The organism is Xaviernesmea oryzae (genome assembly GCF_900109605.1).
Taxonomy (GTDB): domain Bacteria; phylum Pseudomonadota; class Alphaproteobacteria; order Rhizobiales; family Rhizobiaceae; genus Xaviernesmea; species Xaviernesmea oryzae.
The window spans coordinates 258,729-279,834 of the sequence record NZ_FOAM01000006.1 but is presented as its reverse complement, the minus strand read 5'-3'; the positions used below and the strand labels follow the sequence as shown (position 1 = coordinate 279,834).

Genomic DNA, 21,106 nt, shown 5'->3' with positions numbered 1-21,106 from the left:
ATGCTGCTCAATTTCAACAGCCTGGGAAGCTGGAAATGGGCGCTGGTGGCCATCACCACACTGACATCGGCCTTCCTGCTTCTGCCCATCGTCTTCATCGCTGCCCTGTCCTTCGGCTCCTCGCAATGGCTGATCTTTCCGCCGCCCTCCTGGACGCTGAAATGGTATGGCGCGCTGTTTTCCGATCCGCGCTGGCTCGAATCGGCCTGGACCAGCCTGCGCATCGCGCTGATGGTGACCGTGCTGTCGGTCGTCATCGGCCTTTTCGCTGCCTTCGGCCTGGTGCGCGGCCGCTTCGTCGGGCGCGACGGCTTGCGGGCGCTGTTCATGACGCCGATGATCCTGCCGGTGGTGGTGCTGGCTGTGGCGCTCTATGCCTTCTTCCTGCAGATCGGGCTTGCCGGCACCACGCTCGGCTTCGTCATCGCCCATCTCGTGGTCGCCTTGCCCTTCTCGATCCTGGCTTTGACGGGTGCGCTCGAAGGCTTCGACAAGTCGATCGAGGATGCCGCCATTCTCTGCGGCGCCTCGCCGCTGCGGGCCAAGATCACCGTCACCTTGCCCTGCATCGGCCATGGGCTGTTTTCGGCGGCGATCTTCTCCTTCCTCACCTCCTGGGACGAGGTGGTGCTGGCGATCTTCATGTCGAGCCCGACGCTGCAAACCTTGCCGGTGAAGATCTGGGCGACCCTGCGCCAGGATCTCACCCCGGTGATCGCCGCCGCCTCGACCATGCTGATCCTCGTCACCATCCTCCTGATGCTGCTGGCCGCCGCCGTGAAAAAAGGACTGAAGGCATGACGCCCTTTCTCGACATCCGCCATGTGCGCAAGGAATACGGTCCTGTCGTCGCGGTTCATGATGTGGAACTGACCATCGAGCGCGGCGAGTTCATGACCTTTCTCGGGCCTTCCGGCTCGGGCAAGAGCACGACGCTCTATATCCTCGCCGGCTTCGAGCAGCCGAGCTCGGGCGATATTTTGCTCAATGGCAAGACCATCCTGGACACGCCGTCCCACAAGCGCAATATCGGCATGGTGTTTCAGCGATACACGCTGTTCCCCCATTTGAGCGTCGGCGACAACATCGCCTATCCCCTGAAGGTGCGCGGCTGGTCCAAGGCCTCGATCACCGAGCGCGTGCGCCAGATGCTGGCACTGGTGCGGCTCGAAGGCTTCGAGGACCGGCGGCCCGCGCAGATGTCCGGCGGCCAGCAACAGCGCGTGGCGCTGGCCCGTGCGCTTGCCTATGACCCGCCGGTGCTGCTGATGGACGAGCCGCTCTCGGCGCTCGACAAGAAGCTGCGCGAGGAGATCCAGTACGAGATCCGCCGCATCCACCAGGAAACCGAGGTGACGATCCTCTATGTCACCCACGACCAGGAGGAGGCGCTGCGTCTCTCCGACCGCATCGCCGTCTTCTCGCGAGGGGTGATCGACCAGATCGGCACCGGCGCGGAGCTCTACGCCCACCCCCGGACCCGGTTCGTTGCCGAATTCATCGGCGACAGTGATTTCCTGCCCTGCCAGCTTCTTTCGGCACAGAACGGCCGGGCCGACGTAACGCTGCCAGGGGATGTGACCGTTGCCGGCATTCCGCTGCATGGCGCTGCCGCTGACGGCAAGGCCCTGCAACTGATGCTGCGGCCTGAGCGCATCGCGCTTTCACGCGAGAAGGACGGCCATGCTCTGGCGGCCGTGGTCGAAGACATCACCTTCCTGGGCAACAATATCCATGTGAAGACCCGGATCGGCGAGGAAGCGGCCGTTTCCGTCCGCCTGCCTTTCGGTCATGAGGCGGTTTCCGGTCTTGCCAGGGGCATGCCGGTCTGGCTTTCCTTCGATCCGGATACGGCCCACGTCTTCACCGCCTGAGCCGGTCTCGACACGCATCCCTCGGTGACGGTTTGGCATCGGCGGAAAATCCGCTAGATCCTGATCGACAGTCTTATCGAAGGGAGCGCGCAATCATGGCTGAGGAGCCGGCAAAGACCAAGGCGGCGAAGGCGGCGCTGACGCAGAATCCGCATGCCGTGCGCGAGCCGCGCGCCAACAATCTCGAACTGGCCATCGGCCATGAGGTGCGCACGCAGCGCAAGAAGCTCGGCATTACCGTGGCCGATCTTTCGGCTGCTACGGGCATTTCGGTCGGCATGCTTTCCAAGATCGAAAACGGCAATATCTCTGCCTCGCTCGGCACGCTGCAATCGCTCTCCAAGGCGCTGGGCATGCCGATCACCGCCTTTTTTCGCGGCTACGAAGAGCCGCACAGCGCCAGCTTCGTCAAGGCAGGGCAGGGGGTGAACATCGAGCGGCGTGGCACCCGGGCGGGACATCAATACAGCCTGCTCGGCCATATCGCCAATAATTCCACCGGCGTCGAGGTCGAACCCTATCTGATTACGTTGAATGCCGAATCCGACGTCTTCCCGACCTTCCAGCACGAGGGCATGGAGTTTCTCTACATGCTGGAGGGCGAGGTGGTCTATCGCCATGGCGACAGCCTCTACCGGATGGAGGCGGGCGATGCCTTGTTCTTCGATGCAGATGCACCGCATGGACCGGAGGAACTGGTGACTCTACCGGCACGCTATCTGTCGATCATCTGCTATTCCAAAGGATAGTTGGCAGGTTCCTGACGCTTTCCGGGGATCGTCATTCCCTCAAAATGAGGAAAGGCGAAAAATCCTATGTTGAAGCGCCGGGTTAAAATGCCGACAAAGGCGGCCGTCGACAGTTTTCACGGAGACGCTCCGCATGACCCAATATCTTCCCGCCGCAGACCGTTATGAGGTTGCGCGCTTTCGCCGCGCCGGCCGCAGCGGGCTGGACCTTCCGCTCGTGTCCTTTGGCCTCTGGCATAATTTCGGCGACACGACGACGCTCGACCGCCAGCGCCAGATCCTGTTCAAGGCCTTCGATCTCGGCATCACCCATTTCGACCTCGCCAATAATTATGGGCCCCCGCCCGGCAGCGCCGAAATCAATTTCGGCCAGATCCTCAAGCACGACCTCGCCGCCTATCGCGATGAGCTGATCATCTCGACCAAGGCCGGCTGGGACATGTGGCCCGGCCCTTATGGGCGCGGCGGCGGCGGCAAGAAAGCGCTGCTGGCAAGTCTCGACCAGAGCCTGAAGCGCATGGATATCGACTATGTCGACATCTTCTATTCGCATCGCTTCGACGCGACGACGCCGCTCGAAGAGACCGCCGATGCGCTGGCCACCGCCGTCGGACAGGGCAAGGCGCTTTATGTCGGCATCTCGTCTTATTCCGGCCGCAAGACGCGCGAGATCGCGGCGCTGCTGGCCGAACGCGGCGTGCCGCTGCTCTTGAACCAGCCGTCCTACAATCTCTTCAACCGCTGGATCGAAGGCGATCTCTTGGATGCCTGTGACGAAGTCGGCGCCGGCGTTATCGCCTTCACCCCACTCGCCCAGGGCCTGCTGACCGGCAAATATCTGAATGGCGTGCCGCAGGATGCCCGTGTCAATCGCCCGGGTGGTGATTATCTGCGGCCGGAGCATCTGAAGGATGAGAACATCGCCCGCGCCCGGGCACTGAACGAGATCGCGCGCGCGCGCGGCCAGAGCCTCGCCCAGATGGCACTCGCCTGGGTTCTGCGTGACCCCCGCGTGACTTCCGCGCTGATCGGCGCGAGCTCGCCGGAGCAGGTGGCGGAAAATCTCGGCGCCTTCTCCAATCTCAGCTTCTCGGAAGAGGAATTGAAGGCGATCGACGTCCATGCCGTCGAAGGCGGCGTCAATCTCTGGGAAAAGCCTTCGAGCGACGAAGCCGTTTAAAGACAGAGAAGACCGGCCTGCGCGCCAAGCCGGCCGGTCTTCCGCCTTCTTCAGATGCGTTTGTCCAAGCGTGCCACCAGAACATCGCCCAGCCACTGGATGAGGCAGACGAGCAGGATCAGCACGGCGACGACGGCGACCATGATCGCCGTTTCGAAACGCTGATAGCCATAGCGGATGGCAAGATCCCCCAGGCCGCCCGCACCGATGGCACCGGCCATGGCGGAGGCGCCGATCAGCGTCACCAGCGTGACCGTGAAGCCGGCGACGATGCCCGGCAGCGCCTCGGGCAGAAGCACCTCGCGCATGATGGTCCACCGGTTGCCGCCCATCGCCCGCACGGCCTCGATCAGACCGCGATCGACCTCACGCAGCGAGACTTCGGCGATCCGCGCATAATAGGGCGTGGCGGCGATGGCGAGCGGCACGATGGCAGCCCAGGTGCCAATGGAAGTGCCGACGATGAGCCGGGTCAGCGGAATGAGCGCGACCAGCAGGATGATGAAGGGCACGGAGCGGAAGCCGTTGACGATGGCGCCGACCACCCGGTTGACCCAAAGGTTTTCCGCAATTCCGCCCTTGGCCGTGGCCACCAGCAAAAGACCGAGGGGCAGGCCCGCAATGAGCGAGATGACGCCTGAGGCGACCGTCATGATGACCGTTTCCCAGAAGGCGCGGACGAACAGGCTATACATCATCGGCGACATGGCCGAGCACCTCCAGATGCGCCCCGGAAGGGACAAGGTGGGCTTGAAGGGTGGCGAGGCTTGATACCGGCAGCGCAAGGAAGAAACGGCCGACCGGCCGCTCCTGAATGGTCTCGACGCCGCCATGGATCAGCCGCCAGCCCGCAATTTCGGTCGCGAGACCCGGCAGCAGCGTTGCGGCTTGAGGGCCGGTGATGTCGATGCTCACGATCATCTCGCCGCGCGCCGTGGCGGAGGGTGCGAGCCGGGCGGCGACATGTCTCGGCAGGCTGGCGCGCACGCCTGACAGCAACGCCTTGGTGGTGTCTGCCTCAGGCCTTGAAAAAACCGACCAGACCGGCCCCTCCTCGACGATCCTTCCCTTGTCGATCACCGCAACGCGATCGGCGACCTGGCGCACCACCTCCATCTCATGGGTGATCAGCAGAATGGTGACGCCGAGCCGGGCATTGATGTCCTTGAGTAGCGCCAAGATCGAGCCGGTGGTTTCCGGGTCGAGCGCCGAGGTGGCTTCGTCGGACAGGATCAGTGCCGGATTGGCGGCCAAGGCCCGGGCGATGCCGACGCGCTGCTTCTGCCCGCCGGAGAGCGCGCGCGGATAGGCGCGCGCCTTGTCGGTCAGGCCGACGAGATCAAGAAGCTCGCGCGCGCGGGCAAGCCGCTTCGCTCTGTCCCAGCCAGCGATCTTCAGCGGCAGGGCGACATTGTCTTCCACCGTCTTTGCCGAGAGCAGGTTGAAATGCTGGAAGATCATGCCAATGCGCCGGCGCAGGGGCTGCAATTGCTCTTCCGAAAGCCCGACAATGTCGCTGCCCTCGATTTCGATCACGCCGCTATCGGGCCGTTCCAGCCCGTTCAGGCAGCGGATCAGCGTTGACTTACCGGCGCCCGAGCGCCCGATCAGGCCAAGGATTTCGCCTTTGGCGACGGTGAGCGATATGCCGTCAAGTGCCGGTGTGGTGCCGAAATGACGACGCACGTCGTCCAGGCGAACGACGGGCTTTGCCGCTGCGCTCTGGTTCGGCACGCCGTCTGCAACGCCGGATGCGGCATCGGCCGGGACGGGCAGGGGAGCCTGTCTGGTCATCGATGACTTACCTTTCAATGCGAAAAACGACCCGCTATCGTCTCTTGAAGACGGAGCGGGCCGTTGCAGTTCCTTCACGCGATGCGCGTCATTGCATCGGGATAATCAGTAGGCGCTGAGGCCGGTGCCCTTGTAGACCCGGTCGAATTCCGCCTTGACCGTGTCGTTCTGGTAGGACGAGACAAGCGTCTTGACCCAGGGCTGGTCTTTATCCGCTTCGCGCACGGCGATGAAGTTGCGGTAGGGATTGTCGGCGATCTGTTCCTGGGCAATGCGGTTGGCCGGGGTGAGCCCGCTCTTCAGCGCCCAGTCGGTGTTGACGACGGCGGCGTCGAGATCGTCGACAGCGCGGCCGACGATGCCGGCATCCAGTTCCTTGATCTCGATCTTCTTCGGATTGTCGGCGACATCGGCGATCGTGGCGAGAATGCCCGTGCCGCTCTTCAGCTTGATCAGGCCCTCATGTTCGAGAACGCGCAGTGCACGACCTTCATTGGACGGATCGTTCGGCACGCCGATCACCGCCCCGTCCTTGATCTCGGCGATCTTGGAAAATTTCTTGGAATAAACGCCGATCGGCCAGACGCCCGTATAGCCGACCGGAACGATCTTGTAGCCGTGCTGACGAACCTGGTTTTCCAGATAGGGCAGATGCTGGAAGGCATTTGCGTCGATCTCGCCGCGATCGAGTGCCTCGTTTGGCTGGGTATAGTCGTTGAAGATCACCGGCTCGACCGTCAGCCCCTTCTTGGCGGCTTCGGCGACAACCACGCGCCAGACTTCTTCATCCTCGCCGCTGATGATGCCGACCTTAACGGTCTTCTTGTCTTCAGCCTGCGCAGTCTGCGCGTTCAAACCGATGCCGGCGACAGCGAGCGTGGCCAGGGCCGCAAGGCCGATGACGCCAGCACGGCGGGTGAGGGAAAAGCGGTTCAAAAAGCTCGTCATGATCGTCCTGCTTTCGCGTCCAGAGGCATTTGCTGTGATAATAAGTGGCAAATGCTCAAGTTCTGGGCAACGCATAGGCCTATCTTGTGCGCTGCAAAAGAGGAAATTCACTCCAATTTGGCCGGGCAAGGCAAAATGCTGTTCTAGCAAGATCCAGTAACCGGCCTTGAGGCGATAAAAACCATCTTTAGAGGGTGCGAAGTCAGGAGGGTTGCGGTTCGGCGTGGCGGCTCTTCAGGCCGTCAAGTGCTAGAAGCAGCGCGATGCCGCCGCCGCCGGCAAGGGCGCTGAGGATGGCGGTGCCCGAATAGCCCGAGACAGCCGTGCCCAGCCCGAAGATCAATGCGCCAAGACCGGCGCCGAGAAACATGTTGACCGAGATCAGCGCGCTGCCGAGGCCGGGGCGGTCGGCGATCAGATCCTGAAGATAGGTGATGGGAATGCTGATCAGTGCGGCAGCACCAGCGCCCGAGATCAGGCTGAGCGCATAGACCTGCCAGACGGCGGTAGACAGGCCGAGCAGGCCGAGATAGGTGACGTAGAGCATGGTGCCGACCGCCAGCGTCGCCATGGCGCCGATGCGCCGAATCAAAGGTGCCAGCGCGACGATGAAGATGACTTCGAGCAGCGCGACGATGCCGATGAGAATGCCGACATCGGCGACATTCCCGCCAACGGGGCCGGTGACGATCAGCGACAGCACCGCGCCATTCACATGCAGCATGGAGGTCACAAGCGAGACGCCGAGCACGCGCACGAGAATGCGCGGCGTGGCCACATGCGCCAGCGCCGCCCAATAGCTCAAATGATTGATCACGAGCGCATCGCCGGGCGCGACCTTCGGCAGGAAGACGACGATCAGCCCGAGGCAGGCGACGGCCGCCAGCGTCGAGAAGAGATAGGCCGGCAGCATGCTGGGCGAGCCGGCGAGCAGCGCGCCCGTAATGCCCGGCACCAGCACCCAGGAGAGCGAAATCATCGCCCGTACGCCGGAATTGACGCTGGCCACGTCCTCGCGCTTCATCCGGTTGGTCGCCGCACGGGCATTGGCAAAGAGCAGCGAGTTTAGCGCGCCATAGGCTGGCAGCAGGAGAAGGCCGGAAAAGACGAAGGTGCTCTGCGCCGGCAGGAGATAGATCGCACCATAGCCAGCAATGCCGAACAGTGCGACGAAAACCATCATCCGCCTGTAATCGCCCAGCCGGTCGGCAATGTTGCCGACGAGGATGCTGATGACGACATTGACGGCGGCGGCCGCTGCCAGAAGCATCGAATAGGCCCTGTCCGACAGGCCCAGCTCATGAATGCCGACGATCGAGCTATAGGGCGCGGTAGCGGCCCCGGAGAAGCCGAAAGCGAAGATGGCGAGCATGGTGGTGCGCACCGTCGGGTTGCGATAGGCGTCGGGAATGCGAATGGACATGAGCAAAATCTCGCGGCGCGCGGAGGGGCTTGAAGGAGCGCGCCGCTGAAAGGGAAAAAGCGATAGGAACCGCTTACTCTGCCCAGCGGGCGGAGTAAGCGACATTGGGACTATAGCCGAAATCACGGTCGAAGGGGAAGGCGGGGCGTTGCCGGCGATGGCTTGCGAGCGCCGGAATATCCTGGTTCACCACGCCATCGGTCAGCGCCATCAGATTGGGATTGGCAATCGGCGCCAGTTCTGGCGAGAGATAGCCCGACTTGACCACCACCAGACGCGCCGTCTTCGGATCGAGCCCCAGCAGGGCGAAGTCGGCGAGATCGTGATAGGGCCGGCGCTTGGCGGCGAGCACCAGGGTGATGCCGCCAATGGCGACCACGGCTTGGTTGTCCGCCGGCGTGGCGCCCGGCTGCAGCCTGACGACCTTTGCGGAGGCCTTGACCGGCCGGCTCGCCGAATCGAGCGTCGCCCCGATCGATAGCACGATCTCAGCGCCTGTGCCGGCAGCAAAGCAGGCTTCGACGGCCGGACGGTCGGTGATGCCGGCCATGATCACGTCGGAAAAGCCGCGTTCAATCAAGGCGGCAAGCACATCGGCCCGGTCGCCGACACCGCCGCCGGTCGGGTTGTCGCCTGAGTCTGCGAGGATGATCGGACGAGTCTTGGTCTTCTCGGCGATGTCGAGCATCTCTTCCAGCGGGCCGGTAACAGGGCCGAAGCGGAAATCTTCGCGCGCGTTCCAATAGCTTAAGGCGATCTCGCGGGCCGATTGCTCGGCTGCTGCCTTGTCGCTGGCGGTGACGACCGCGCAGGCTGTCGCACGGGGCTCGTCGGCCCAGACATAGCCGATCATCAGATTGGCGTCGAGAATGCCGGGCCGGGCATCATGGCCTGGCAAAGCGGCGTAAAGGCTCGCCGTCGGCTCGTCCTCGGTCGAGGTCCGCTCGCCCGGCAGAAGCACCGGCACCTTGGCCCAGGCAACGCCCGGTTTCACGCCGGTCTGCAGCGCCTCTACCAGCATCGACCAGGCGCGCACGCGCGTCTCATGCGTGTCGATATGCGGTGCGGTGCGGTAGGCGGCGAAGATGTCGAGATGGTCGATGATCCTCTGGCTGACATTGCCGTGCAGGTCATAGCTCGTCGCCACCACGCAATCGGAACCGACCAAGGCGACGGCTGCCGAGATCCAATCGCCCTCGGCATCGTCCATACCCTCGACATTCATCGCGCCATGCATGGCGAGATAAAGCCCGTCGAGCGGAAGAACCGCCTTCAGCCGCTCCAGAAACTCCGCCTTGAAGCCTTCATAGGTGGCGCGGGCCAGCGGCCCGCCCGGAACGGCGCGGGCGTGGAGGAGCGGCAGGGCTTGGATGCCGTCGGTCTTGACGAAGCTGAAATAATCGGCGGCGAGCAGATCCTCGCCGCGCATCACGCGAAAATCCTCAGGCGCCATCAGCACCGGCGAATAGGTGGAGCATTCGGTGTGGATACCGCCAACGGCGACCCGTTTCATGGGGCTTGGTCCTTCAAAGTTGCGGGCAGAGGGGAACGATGGCCGCGAAGCGCTCCCAGTTCTTCTGGGCCTTCGGCGTCCAGGCGGCTTCGGCAATGGCCGGCAGGCGGGGGAAGACCAGCCGGTTGAAATAGCCGCGCGAGAGGAAGTGCTCGGTCCAGATGCAGGCCTGAACGCCCTTCATCCGGTGTTTCAGCGTCTCGGGGAAGTCGCCCTCGGCTTCGTAAGCATAGGTATGGGCGGGCGGCACGGTGCCGGCCCAGCTGGCGCCGGGCTCCTGAAAGGCCTCTGCCTGGACCATGTCGAGATAATAAGCCTGGCCCGGCGTCATCACCACGTCATAGCCTTCCTCGGCCAGCGCAATGCCGACCTTTGGATTTTCCCAGGCCATCAGCAGCGAGTTCTCCGGCGCAACGCCACCGCCATGGGCGACCTCGTTCCAGCCGGCGAGCTTCTTGCCGCGCTGATCGAGCATGGCCTTGACGCGCTTGAGGAAATAGCTCTGCAGCGCAAAGGTGCCGGAAATCCCCTCCTTCTCCATCAGGGCCTTGGCGAGCGGCGATGCCATCCAGGCGCCATGGGCCACCTCGTCGCCGCCGATATGGATGTAGTCGCTGGGAAACAGCGTGACCATCTCGTCGATCACGGCTTCGAGGAAGCTGTAAGTCGCCTCGATGGCCGGGTTCAGCGCATTGTTGGGATAGCCCTGGACCGAGTGATAGCTGTCAGGCGCTTCCTGCCCGTCCACGAGATCCGGCAGCGCCACCAGCGTCGCGGCATTGTGGCCGGGAATGTCGATTTCCGGCACAACCTCGATCGACAGTGCCGCTGCATGGGCGACGATCGCACGGACATCGTCCTGCGCATAAAAGCCGCCGACGGATGCTGCACCATTGCCGAGCTGTGGCAGAAGCGGCTCGTCCGGCCCGCGCAGAACGCCCGTGGTGGTCAGTGTCGGATAGGCCTTGATCTCCAGCCGCCAGGCTTCGTCGTCGGTCAGGTGCCAGTGGAAGGTGTTGAGCTTCAGCCAAGCCATGATGTCGAGCAGGCGGTTGACGTCCTCAACGGGGAAGAACTGCCGGGAGACATCGAGATGGCAGCCGCGCCAGCCATAGCGGGGACTGTCTTCGATCGTGCCGGATGTGGGAAAGCGGAAGGTCTGCGGCCTGGCGCGGGCGCCCTCCAGAAGCTGGGCGAGCGAGGTCAGCCCATATTGCCGGCCGGCCGCGCCGCCATAGGCCAGATGAACGGCATTGGCTTCGAAGCGTAGGCGATAGGCTTCGGTGCCAAGACCCTCTTCCTTCGACAGATGCAGGATACGGCCCTGCGGATCGGCCACGAGCGAGAACGGCGCATGGGCGCTCGGGATTAGCCGGTGCAGGAGCGCGGTGACCTCGGAGATCGCTCGGCGCTCCTCCAGCTCAGCGCCTTCGGCCGCATAGAGCACGACTGGAAAGCCTTCGCCCGGGACGGCATCGATCTTCGCCGGCCAAGGCTGGAGCGCGAAGGGCAGGTCGAGCTTGCCTTGCGGGAGCAGCACCGGCGGCGGCTCGCTCACGCGGCCTGACAGCAGCAGATCGGAGACAGCGACATCCGCATGGGTGCCGTCTTCCAGCGTGATATAGGCGGATTTGGCGCCATCGGTGCAATGGCGCGCCGGGCGGTGTATGCCGGAGACGGTGAACCGCCAGCTTTCGCCCGGCGCCAAGACAAGCCCTTCCGGCGGGGCATATTGATGGAAATTGGCGTTGCGGCGCAGGAAGACCGCATTGTCGCAGGCCTCGGGAATGATGACGCGGTAGAGCGATGTGTAAGCTAGCTTGAAGCCGGAAAGCGGTGCTTGCGACAGGTTGGTGAAGGTAAAGGTGAAGGCGCCGTGTTCGCCGCCTTCGGCGCTCCAGCTTGCCTCAAGGCGATAAGGTGCGGATGCCATGACTGTTCCTCTCATGCTGTTTTTTGGCCGGCGCCTCTGCCGGAAAGGTGGCTGCGGTGGGGCGAGAGACAAAAGCCTCTGCTCTGTCCTGCCCGGCTGCAGGCAGCGTGACGCCGGGATCGTGGCGGTGTCAGTAATCCTGCGATTGCGAGAAGGTGCGGGCGAGTTCCGCCTGCCCGGCGGTCAGGCCGCAATCGACGGGCAGGCAGATGCCGGTGATTGCCGCAGCCAGGGGGCTGGCCAGAAAGGCGACGGCATTGGCCACGTCGGCAGGATCGACCACGCGGCGCAGAGGATACCAGCGCTTGGCCTCCTCGAAGACATTGGGATTGGCGTCGGCGCGCGCATTCCAGGCCTGTGTGCGCACCGTGCCCGGCGCGACCGCGTTGCAGCGCATGCCGAATTTTCCATATTCGACGGCTGCCGCGCGGGTGAAATGCAGAAGTGCCGCCTTGGCGGCGCTGTAGGCGGGATGGCCGAAGATCTGCAGGCCGTTGACCGAGGCGATGTTGATCATCGAGCCCTGTGAGGCCTTCAGCTGCTCTTCGGTGGCCCGAAGCGTCAGAAAGGCGGCCTCGCAATTCAGCGCCATGTCCTGGCGCCAGATGTCAGGGCTGGTCGATTGGAGGCTGACGGCGCGGGCGGCGCCGGCATTGTTGACCAGCGTCTTCAGGCTGCCGAGCGTTGCGGCTTTCTCGGCCATTGCCGCCACCGCCGCTTCGTCGGTGATATCGGCGGCATGGGCGATGAAGCGATCTGCCGCCCCAAGCCCGCGCGCGGCGGCTTCGGCCGCGCCGGCGTCGATGTCGACCATGAGGATGACGTCATGGCTGTCGGCGAGCCTTTCGGCAATCGCCCGTCCAATATCCCCGGCGGCGCCGGTCACGATGGCGAGGGTGGTCACGGGGTCTTGTCCTTTGATGCGTTCTGGAAGGGTCAGTCGCCCAGCGGCTGGCGGTCGTCGCCGTCGCGATGCTTGACGAGCTGCTGCTTGATGCGGCGAAGCGTGGTGACGGCCTGGCCCTGGACTTTGTAAGCCACGAGGCTGGCGAGAATATCGACAAGTGCGAGATAGGCGATGCGGGTGGAGGTGGGGCGGAAGATATTGACCCCCTCTGCCAGGTTCACGGGCAGCACGATGTCGGCAGCCGCAGCAACCGGGCTGCCGCTCTGCGTCAGGACGATGGTTGCCACCTCCTGCTCGCGCGCAAGCTTCAGGGTCCGGACCAGCTCACTGTTGCGGCCGGACAGGGAGGAGCCGATGATCACATCGCGCGGGCTGCAGGCCGCCGCCATCATCAATTGCATGGCATGATCGCAGCTTGCCGTTACCCGAAGGCCGAAGCGAAACAGCCGGTTCTGCAGCTCGTTGGCGATCATCGAGGAATTGCCGCCGGCGCCGAAGGCATAGATCATCTCGGCCGCCGTGATACGCTCTACCGCGCGTTCGAGCGCCGGCATGTCGAGCTGGCTGTGCAGCAGAAACAGTGCGTTCTGCGCCTTGGCAACGATGTCTTGCGCGACATCGGCGGCATCGCTGCTTTTCGGCTCGGGTTTCAGATAGCGCATGCCGACATAGGCGGTGCGCGCCAGGCGGATCTTGAAATCGGAGAAGCTGTCGCAGCCGAGACGCCGGCAGAAGCGCGTCACCGTCGGCGGCGAGACTTCCGCACGCTCCGCCAGTTCGATGATCGAGGCATTCACAGCAAATTCGAAATCGCCGAGAATGGCATCGGCAATGCGCACTTCGGACTGCGAAAGCCTGGCCTTTTCATCCTGCAGATTGGCGAAGATATCCATGTCGACCATGCCTGCCCTCTCCCCTGTGCCGCATCGCGCCATCGCCGCAGGGCCCCCGCGTAAAGGGACCTCGCGCATCGGCAAATGGCTGACCGATCCCGGTTTCGATTCGCAAGATCACAGGAAATCGGCCACCCGTGTCAAACCCGTTTCAGCAGCGGCCTTTCGGGCTCAGCTTTCCTTGGGCTTGTAGGCAACGCAATCGATCTCGACCTTGCAATCGACCATCATCGACGACTGAACGCAGGCGCGCGCGGGCGGATGCGCGCCGAAATAGCTTTGATAGACCGCGTTGAAGCTCCAAAAATCCCGGGGGTCGTCAAGCCAGACGCCGCAGCGCACGACATGCTCAAGACCGTAGCCGGCTTCTTCCAAGATGGCGATGACGTTCTGGATCGTCTTGTGCGTCTGGGCAATGATGTTGCCCTCGATGATCTCGCCGTTCTCCATGGCCACCTGGCCGGACACATAAAGCCAGCCATCGGCTTCCACGGCCCGGGCAAAAGGCAGCGGCTTGCCGCCGGCACCGGTTTGAACAGTTCCATAGCGCTTGATGGACATGGGCGTCCTTGCAAATTATTTTCGTGATGCGTTGACAAGTCATCATATTGGACGGATTTTGGCCAGAGAAAAACGCGGCTCATGAAAAGAATTTCAATATGACGCTCTCTCGCGATCCTTTCCAGAACCCCTTCCCCTCGGCCGACGCCGCCCGCCACGCCATCTGGGAGATGCTGGTTGAGCGCGACATCACCGCCTTTCTGGCGGCCGACTGGTCGATGGTCGAGGATGATTTCGTCGAGGACGGGTTCATCGGCATCGACGGGCGCAAGATGGCGAGCCCGTCCGACTGGCGGCTGACTTTTCCGACCCTGTCGGCCTATCGCGCGGAATGGCTGCGCCAAGCCGAGGAGTTTGGCCGGGAGCAGTTTTCCGAGGACGCGCGCACCGCGATCTTCACCACCACGACGCTTGAGGACATCGAGATCAATGGCGAGGTCGCCCTTGCCCGCAAGATGTTCGACGGCTCGATCGAGAAGGCTGATGGCAGCCGCGATATCCTGAAATGGCAGACGCTTTATGTCTGCCGGCTGCATCAGGGCCGCTGGAAGATCAGCGGCTTTACCGGCTATCTGCCCAACCCGATGGGCTGATGCGCGGCTTTGCGGGCCGCTTGTGCCGTTTGTCGGCCGGCACCCGCCTTCCAACAGCAAAGGCTGACGTTCTTGCGCATTTTTACGGCCGCATTGGCCACCGAGACCAACACCTTCTCCCCGATCTGTGTCGATAAGCGGGCCTTCGAGGCCTCGCTCTACGCCCCGCCGGGCAAGCATCCGGAAACGCCGACGCTCTGCACCGCGCCGATCACCGTCGGCCGGCGGGTGGCGCGCGAAAAGGGCTGGACGCTGATCGAGGGATCGGCCAGTTGGGCAGACCCCGCCGGCCTCGTCTCCCGCAAGACCTATGAGAGCCTTCGCGACGAGATCCTGGGCCAGCTGACCGCGGCGCTGCCGGTGGATGCTGTCGTACTCGGCCTGCATGGCGCGATGGTGGCCGATGGCTATGAGGATACGGAGGGCGATCTGCTCGCGCGCGTGCGTGCGATTGTCGGAGACGACGTGCTCATCGCGGCCGAACTCGACCCGCACAGCCATCTCACGGCCAAGCGTTTCTCAGCGGCTGATATCCTTGTCTATTTCAAGGAATTTCCGCATACCGACTTCGTCGATCGCGCCGAGGATCTCTGGCGCATCGCGGTGGACACGCTGGAAGGGCGGGTCACGCCGGCCATGTCCGTATTCGACTGCCGGATGATCGACGTCTTCCCCACCTCGCGCGATCCCATGCGCAGCTTCGTCGACGGAATCATGGCGATCGAGGCCAGCGATGCCGACGTGCTGTCGATCTCCGTCATCCATGGATTCATGGCTGGTGACGTGCCGGAGATGGGCACGAAGATGCTGGTCGTCACGAACAACAAGCCGGAAAAGGGCGCGGAACTCGCCCGGCAGCTGGGCATGGACCTGTTTTCCAAGCGCGGCACTTTCATCATGCCGCAAATCGACGAGAAGCAGGCGGTGGCGCGGGCCATGGCGGCGGACAAAGGCCCCGTCGTCATCGCCGATATGTGGGACAATCCCGGCGGCGGCACGGCGGGCGACGCGACCGTTCTTCTGGCCGAGCTTCTGGCGCGTGGCGTGACAGACGCTGCTGTCGGCACGATCTGGGATCCGATGGCCGTGCAGATCTGCATGGCGGCGGGCGAGGGGGCCGAGATTCCCTTGCGGTTCGGCGCCAAGTCCGCGCCGGGCACCGGCCAGCCGATCGATGGCCTCGTTCGCGTGGTCAAGCTCGTGGAAAATGCCGAAATGCGCTTCGGCGAGAGCTTTGCGCCCTTCGGCGATGCAGCGCATATCCAGCTTGCAGGGATCGACATCATCCTAAACTCCACGCGGGCGCAGAGCTTCGACCCAAGCCTGTTTTCCGTCATGGGCATCGATCCCACGGCGCGGAAGATCCTGGTCATAAAATCGACCAATCACTTCTACGCCTCCTTCTCGAAGATCGCCGCCGAGATCCTTTATTGCTCGGCCGGAACGCCTTATCCCAACAATCCCGCCCGCACGCCGTACCGCCGCGCCCGCCGCGATATCTGGCCGATGGTGGACGATCCCCATGGGATCAACGAGGTGGCGTGAGACAAAGCGCGCGCCATTGCAGAGGAGGCGGATCGCTCCTTGCTATGCCGCCTTCGGCAGGGGCTTGGCGCGTTCCACACGCGCCCGCTCATCGGGCGAATTCATGACGTTCCATAAGTCGCACCGGCGCTGGGTGTTCAGCCAGAAGTCCGGGCTATTGCCGAATACCCGCGCAAGAATGAGAGCGGTCGCCGCCGTCACGTTGCGCCTGTCGTTACAGAGTTCGTTCACATGCTTTCGCTGCACGCCCATTGCTTCGGCCAGCGCGGCCTGTGTCAGGCCGAGCGGCTGCATGAACTCTTCCGTCAGGATTTCGCCGACCGTTGCCGGCTTGCGTGTGCTCATCAACACGGCGTCACCTCATCGATAGCTGTGGTTGTCGAGATAAAGCTCCGACGCTTCGCCGCGACCGCCGTCCCATCGGAAGATCAGCCGCCATTGATTGTTGACGCGGATCGAATGCAGGCCGTCGAGCGTTCCGCGCAGCTTCTCGAAATGATTGCTGGGCGGTACGCGCAAATCCTGATCGGTCATCGCATCGTCGATCATCTGGAGCTTGCGGAACAAGCGGCTTTCGAGATCGGGCGGAATGCTGCGGGAGTGGATATCCTCCACAAAGAAAGCTCGCAGCCATTCATCCCGAAACCCGACGATCATTCCACATCTCCGGTGCGTGGATTATGTACCACTCTATGGTACATTTCGCAACCGGTTTGCGCTGGCGCCCCGCCGGGACTGCGACTGGAGGCCGGAACTTCGAAGCACGCACAGATCCGTTGTCAGGCGGCCGACGGTCCCAGAAGGCTGAGATCGATCTCCGTCAGCGAAACCCGGCGTTCGAACGCCTGGCCCTCGGCGTCGAACAGATGGCAATCGCTTGCCTTAATGCCGAGGCTCAGCGGCTGTTCGGCGCGGATGCCGATCGTGCCCGGCAGCATGGCGCAGAAATTCTCGGTCTTGCCGTCGACCACGGCATAGGCGACCGTCTGTGCGCCAAGCCGTTCGATCACCGTCGGCGTCACGTTCAGCGTCAGGTCGCCACTGCCGAGAAGCAGATGCTCCGGGCGCACGCCGAGCGTCAGCGCTTCGCCCTCCCGTGCACGGCTTCCATCGACAGGGATCGTCGCCGTCTGGCCCTTGTAGTCGACAGTGACACCGTCAGATGTCGCGCCCATGCAGGTCACCGGCAGCATGTTCATCTTCGGATTGCCGATGAAGCCGGCGACGAAGAGATTGGCGGGCTTGTGATAGAGTTCCAGCGGCGCGCCGACCTGGGCGATGTTGCCGGCATTCAGCACAACGATCCGGTCGGCCATGGTCATGGCTTCGACCTGGTCGTGCGTGACATAGATCATCGTCGCCTTCAGCTGCCGGTGCAGCTTGGCGAGTTCGATGCGCATGTCGGCGCGCAGGGCCGCGTCGAGGTTCGACAGGGGCTCGTCGAACAGGAAGATCTTCGGTTCGCGCACGATCGCCCGGCCGATGGCCACACGCTGGCGCTGACCGCCGGAGAGCATGCCCGGCTTCTGTTGCAGCCGCTGCTCCAGGTGCAGGATTCGGGCGGCATGCTCCACCTTCGCCTTGATCTTGTCTTCCGCCATTTTTTCCACGCGCAGCGGAAAGGCGATGTTCTCGAACACGCTCATATGCGGATAGAGCGCATAGGACTGGAAGACCATGGCAATGCCGCGCTTGACCGGCGGCAGCTCGTTGACGCGCAGGCCATCGATGACGATATCGCCCGCCGAGGTGGCGTCCAGGCCGGCGATCATGCGCAGCAGCGTGGATTTTCCGCAGCCGGACGGGCCGACGAAGACGACGAATTCCCCGTCCTTCACGTCGAGCTGCACGCCCTTGAGGACCTCGAAGTCGCCGTAGAACTTCTGAACCTTGTTGAGATAAAGCTGTCCCAAAATCAGTCTCCGGCCGCGAGAGGTCGGCGGCGTTCTTTAAGTGCCTATCTTGCCGCGCTGAGTGCCGGTGCGCCAGAAGGGCGCAGGCTCGGCCTGTTGGGGCGTCGTTCGCCTGTCGGCGTCCACACGGCAACAGAAGCCGGGACATCGGACAAGGCTTTGCTAGGGCCACAGGTTCTTCGATCGGGCGGGATCCGCGAGCCGAAGCGGCGCGCGGATCCCTGTGCATAACGACGCTGCGCTTACTTGTACTGTTCGAGCTCGCCAGCCGCCTTTTTCAGAGCGGCTTCAGGCTCGGCCTTGCCGGTGACCACGGACTGGACCATCTCGATCGTGACGTTCTGGAAGCCCTTATAGTCCTTGAACAGCGGTTCCGGACCGCCATAGGCGATGCCGTCGATCAAAGGCTTCCAGGACGGATCGGCCTTCACGAACTCATCGACCTTCGGCGAGGGGCGCAGCGGGGTGAGGCCGGCATCGCCCTGCAGCTCATATTCGCCCTGCGGGCCCGGCGAGGTGATGAACTTGGCGAATTCGATCGCCTTGTCTTCCACGCCCGTGCCCTTGAAGATCGCCAGGCTGTCGGTGATGAGCAGCGTGCCCGGACCCTTGGCCGAGGGGCCGAGCGGCAGGGTGGTGATGCCCCAGTGAATGTTGGTCTTCTTCAGGCGCGAGGCGGCACCCGAGCCGGCCTGGATCATGCCGACCTTGCCATCGAGGAAGATGGCGCGGATTTCGTTCTGCTCGTAGGCCGTGGCGCCTTCGACGGAATAGGGCGTGATGTCCTTGTAGGCCTTGAGCGCGGCCAGCACTTCCGGGCTGTCGGCCACGACCTTGTCGCCGTCGATCATCTTGCCATTGTTGGTGTAAACCCAATGCATGAACTGGTGCATGGTGTTGTCGAAGGTCTTGGCCGGCAGACCGTAACCGGCGATGCCGGTCTTTTCCTTGATCTGCTTGGCGAAAGCGATTTCTTCAGCCCAGGTCTTCGGCGGGGTTTCCGGGTCGAGACCGGCCTGCTTGAACAGATCCTTGTTCCAGTAGAGCGCCTTGGTCGAGAAAGCGATCGGCACGCCCCACTGGTTGTCGTCGAAGGTGACGGTATCGACGATGTGGGGATAGTAGCTCTTCTTCTCCTCGTCGGTCATCGGGACCGGGACGATGAGGTCGTTTTCGGCGAATTCCTTCAGCGTGCGCGAGCCGACATAGGCCATGCCGACGGGCGTGCCGGCGGCAGCGAGCGTGGTGGCCTTGTCCTGGCACTGCTCCCAGCCGACGACTTCTGGCTTGATGGTCCAGCCGGCATTCTTGCCTTCCCATTCCTTGATATACTTCTCGTGGATCGGGTCGATCTTGTCGCCGCAATAGATCCAGCTGATCTCCTTGTCGGCGGCTTCAGCCGTGGTGACGGCGGTCATGGTGGCAAGCGCGGTGGTGCCCAGGAGGGCAAGCGCGGCAAGGCCGGTCTTGACGGTGATGGTCACTGAAGAAACTCCCATTCTCTGGTGGTTGTTTATTGTTTCACCGCGCCGGCGGTCAGACCGCTGACGAGATAGCGTTGCAGGAAGAAGATCACGATCATGGCAGGGGCGATGCCGACGAAGGACGCCGCCATCAGCTCGTTCCAGACCACTTCCTGACGACCGAAATAGGCGAAGAGGCCAACCGGCAGCGGCGCATATTCGGACTTTGAATTGAAGGTGAGCGCGTAGATGAACTGCTGCGCATAAGCGCCGATGAAGGTGGTTATGGCCACCACCACGATGCCCGGCATGGCGATCGGCAGAATGACGCGGCGCAGCGTATAGAAATGGCTGGCGCCGTCGACGAAAGCCGCCTCGTCCAGTTCGCGCGGAATGCGCGCCATATAGGTGCGCAGGAGCCAGATGGCCGAGGGAATGAGGAAGGCGACGCCCGGCACGATCATGGCGAAATAGGTGTTGAGCACGCCAAGCGAGCGCATCAGCCGGAAGAGCGGGATCAAGAGCACCGCGCCGGAGAACATGTTGACCGCCAGAAAGGCGCCGAGCAGGAGGCCGGAGCCGCGAAATTCGAAGCGGGCAAAGGCATAGGCCGCCGGCACGACCAGGATCAGCACGATCACCGTGGCCGCTCCCGAGATGACGAAGGAGTTGACGATGTAGCGGGCAAAGCCCGGCACATGCTCCCACATCGTGTGATAGGCCTCGAACGAGCCATTCTCCGGAATGAAGCGATAGGGCGAGGAGAAGAGCTGCGACAGGGGCTTCAGCGAGACGAGGAAGCCCTCGACGAAGGGGGCGAGCACGAAGGTCAGGAAGATCGCGATGCCGGCATAGATGCCGAGGATCTCGTACCACTTGTACCGGTTGATCAGCTGCGGCGGTTCTCTCATGACGCCAGGATCCTATCGCTTGTCGTTAGCCGAGAGACGGCTGGTGACGCGGAAGTAGCAGAGGCAGAAAATCGACAGGAAGATGCAGATCAGCACCGCGCGGGCAGCGCCCTCGCCATATTTGTTCGAGCCGATCGCCGTCTTGTAGGTGTCGATGATCATCGTGGTGGTTTCGCCCGAGGGGCCGCCGCGGGTGAGGATCCAGATGATGTCGAAGGAATTGAAGGTCGAGATCAAGGACAGCATCGACATGGTGATCATCGACGGCACCAGGAGCGGCAAAGTGATGCGGCGAAAGCGGTAGAAGCGTCCGGCGCCATCCGTCCAGGCGGCTTCGTAGAGATCCTGCGGGATCGCCTGCATGCCGGCCAGCATATAGAGCGTCACCATCGGCACACCGATCCACACGTCGGTGATCACCGTGGCCCAGAAGGCGGTGGAGCCCTGCGCCAGGAAGGCGACCGGCCCATCGACCAGGCCGAAGCGCTGGAGCATGCCGGAGATCATGCCGAACTGGCCATTATACATCCAGCCCCACATGAAGATGCCGATGGCCATGGGCACGATCCAGGGCGGCATGGTCAGCACGCGAAACAGCGCTCGGCCGGGCACGGCGGCATTCAGCATCGCCGCGCCGAAAGTTCCGATGATCATCTTGATCGAGACCGAGAAGAAGGTCCACACGAAGGTGCGGATGATCACCTCGGCGAAGGTCTCGTTGAAGATCTTGTCGTAATTGGCCCAGCCGACCCAGTTCGTCGTCTTCTTCAGCGACGCATCGGTGAAGGAGAGGATGAAGGTATCGACCAGCGGATAGGCGACGATGGCCGTGACATAGAGCAGGGCCGGAAGGAGGAGGATCCAGGCGAAGATGATGGCGTTGCGCTGAACACTCATCTGCGCCCC

21 protein-coding genes are annotated in these 21,106 nt (G+C 63.1%); 6 read left to right on the top strand and 15 right to left on the bottom strand.

The window, feature by feature from the left end; genetic code table 11:
* The 4 genes from BMX61_RS09980 (at nt 1) to mgrA (ending at nt 3,803) form a co-directional block, all read left to right on the top strand.
* Nucleotides 1-801 (top strand): ABC transporter permease, encoded by an 801-nt coding sequence (locus BMX61_RS09980; protein ID WP_075626815.1) that lies wholly within the window; start codon nt 1-3, stop codon nt 799-801.
* A complete protein-coding gene (locus BMX61_RS09975) occupies nt 798-1,874 on the top strand; it encodes an ABC transporter ATP-binding protein (RefSeq protein ID WP_075626816.1) in 1,077 nt (358 codons plus the stop codon). Before BMX61_RS09980 ends, BMX61_RS09975 begins: the two co-directional genes overlap by 4 nt.
* A gap of 95 nt (nt 1,875-1,969) precedes the next feature.
* Entirely contained in the window at nt 1,970-2,623 is a 654-nt protein-coding gene (locus BMX61_RS09970; RefSeq protein ID WP_075626817.1) for a helix-turn-helix domain-containing protein, read from the top strand.
* A gap of 133 nt (nt 2,624-2,756) precedes the next feature.
* A complete protein-coding gene (gene mgrA, locus BMX61_RS09965) occupies nt 2,757-3,803 on the top strand; it encodes an L-glyceraldehyde 3-phosphate reductase (RefSeq protein WP_075626818.1) in 1,047 nt (348 codons plus the stop codon).
* Between the two features lie 50 nt (nt 3,804-3,853).
* Here mgrA and BMX61_RS09960 read toward each other — a convergent pair whose 3' ends face one another.
* The 9 genes from BMX61_RS09960 to BMX61_RS09920 all read right to left on the bottom strand — a co-directional run bounded on the left by BMX61_RS09960 (nt 3,854) and on the right by BMX61_RS09920 (nt 13,775).
* On the bottom strand, nt 3,854-4,510 hold the full coding sequence (locus BMX61_RS09960) for a methionine ABC transporter permease (protein ID WP_075626819.1): 657 nt from the start codon (nt 4,508-4,510) through the stop codon (nt 3,854-3,856).
* Nucleotides 4,491-5,597 (bottom strand): methionine ABC transporter ATP-binding protein, encoded by a 1,107-nt coding sequence (locus BMX61_RS09955; protein ID WP_083639356.1) that lies wholly within the window; start codon nt 5,595-5,597, stop codon nt 4,491-4,493. Before BMX61_RS09955 ends, BMX61_RS09960 begins: the two co-directional genes overlap by 20 nt.
* A 105-nt stretch (nt 5,598-5,702) precedes the next feature.
* Nucleotides 5,703-6,545, bottom strand: coding sequence for a MetQ/NlpA family lipoprotein (locus BMX61_RS09950; RefSeq protein WP_075626820.1), 843 nt, complete (start codon nt 6,543-6,545; stop codon nt 5,703-5,705).
* Nucleotides 6,546-6,747: 202 nt separating this feature from the next.
* Nucleotides 6,748-8,073 (bottom strand): MFS transporter, encoded by a 1,326-nt coding sequence (locus tag BMX61_RS09945; RefSeq protein ID WP_324610603.1) that lies wholly within the window; start codon nt 8,071-8,073, stop codon nt 6,748-6,750.
* Nucleotides 8,042-9,481 carry a M81 family metallopeptidase gene (locus BMX61_RS09940; RefSeq protein ID WP_075626822.1) on the bottom strand — a complete coding sequence of 480 codons (1,440 nt, stop codon included), beginning with the start codon at nt 9,479-9,481 and terminating at the stop codon, nt 8,042-8,044. Before BMX61_RS09940 ends, BMX61_RS09945 begins: the two co-directional genes overlap by 32 nt.
* Before the next feature lie 13 nt (nt 9,482-9,494).
* The gene (locus BMX61_RS09935) at nt 9,495-11,414 is read right to left on the bottom strand and encodes a beta-N-acetylhexosaminidase (protein WP_075626823.1); all 1,920 of its coding nucleotides are present in this window, start codon (nt 11,412-11,414) and stop codon (nt 9,495-9,497) included.
* A gap of 130 nt (nt 11,415-11,544) precedes the next feature.
* On the bottom strand, nt 11,545-12,318 hold the full coding sequence (locus BMX61_RS09930; protein ID WP_075626824.1) for an SDR family oxidoreductase: 774 nt from the start codon (nt 12,316-12,318) through the stop codon (nt 11,545-11,547).
* Nucleotides 12,319-12,350: 32 nt separating this feature from the next.
* Nucleotides 12,351-13,214 carry a MurR/RpiR family transcriptional regulator gene (locus BMX61_RS09925; protein ID WP_075627030.1) on the bottom strand — a complete coding sequence of 288 codons (864 nt, stop codon included), beginning with the start codon at nt 13,212-13,214 and terminating at the stop codon, nt 12,351-12,353.
* A 171-nt stretch (nt 13,215-13,385) separates the two neighbouring features.
* On the bottom strand, nt 13,386-13,775 hold the full coding sequence (locus tag BMX61_RS09920) for a RidA family protein (RefSeq protein ID WP_075626825.1): 390 nt from the start codon (nt 13,773-13,775) through the stop codon (nt 13,386-13,388).
* Nucleotides 13,776-13,873: 98 nt separating this feature from the next.
* On the opposite strand from BMX61_RS09920, the gene BMX61_RS09915 reads away from it, so the two are divergent.
* Together BMX61_RS09915 and BMX61_RS09910 are read left to right on the top strand one after the other, a co-directional pair.
* Nucleotides 13,874-14,368, top strand: a complete 495-nt coding sequence (locus tag BMX61_RS09915; protein WP_075626826.1) for a hypothetical protein — start codon at nt 13,874-13,876, stop codon at nt 14,366-14,368.
* 72 nt (nt 14,369-14,440) lie between these two features.
* Nucleotides 14,441-15,913, top strand: a complete 1,473-nt coding sequence (locus tag BMX61_RS09910) for a M81 family metallopeptidase (protein WP_075626827.1) — start codon at nt 14,441-14,443, stop codon at nt 15,911-15,913.
* A gap of 42 nt (nt 15,914-15,955) precedes the next feature.
* Here the strand turns inward: BMX61_RS09910 and BMX61_RS09905 are convergent, their stop codons facing one another.
* The 6 genes from BMX61_RS09905 to BMX61_RS09880 form a co-directional block, all read right to left on the bottom strand.
* Nucleotides 15,956-16,258, bottom strand: coding sequence for a HigA family addiction module antitoxin (locus BMX61_RS09905; protein ID WP_407703756.1), 303 nt, complete (start codon nt 16,256-16,258; stop codon nt 15,956-15,958).
* Nucleotides 16,259-16,273: 15 nt separating this feature from the next.
* Complete coding sequence (locus tag BMX61_RS09900) at nt 16,274-16,570, bottom strand: type II toxin-antitoxin system RelE/ParE family toxin (RefSeq protein ID WP_075626829.1); 297 nt, start codon at nt 16,568-16,570, stop codon at nt 16,274-16,276.
* Nucleotides 16,571-16,692: 122 nt separating this feature from the next.
* Complete coding sequence (locus BMX61_RS09895; RefSeq protein WP_075626830.1) at nt 16,693-17,826, bottom strand: ABC transporter ATP-binding protein; 1,134 nt, start codon at nt 17,824-17,826, stop codon at nt 16,693-16,695.
* Nucleotides 17,827-18,068: 242 nt separating this feature from the next.
* The gene (locus tag BMX61_RS09890) at nt 18,069-19,325 is read right to left on the bottom strand and encodes an ABC transporter substrate-binding protein (RefSeq protein WP_092742502.1); all 1,257 of its coding nucleotides are present in this window, start codon (nt 19,323-19,325) and stop codon (nt 18,069-18,071) included.
* A gap of 14 nt (nt 19,326-19,339) precedes the next feature.
* Nucleotides 19,340-20,200, bottom strand: coding sequence for a carbohydrate ABC transporter permease (locus tag BMX61_RS09885; RefSeq protein ID WP_075626832.1), 861 nt, complete (start codon nt 20,198-20,200; stop codon nt 19,340-19,342).
* A 12-nt stretch (nt 20,201-20,212) separates the two neighbouring features.
* A complete protein-coding gene (locus BMX61_RS09880; RefSeq protein WP_075626833.1) occupies nt 20,213-21,097 on the bottom strand; it encodes a carbohydrate ABC transporter permease in 885 nt (294 codons plus the stop codon).
* Between the last annotated feature and the right edge of the window lie 9 nt (nt 21,098-21,106).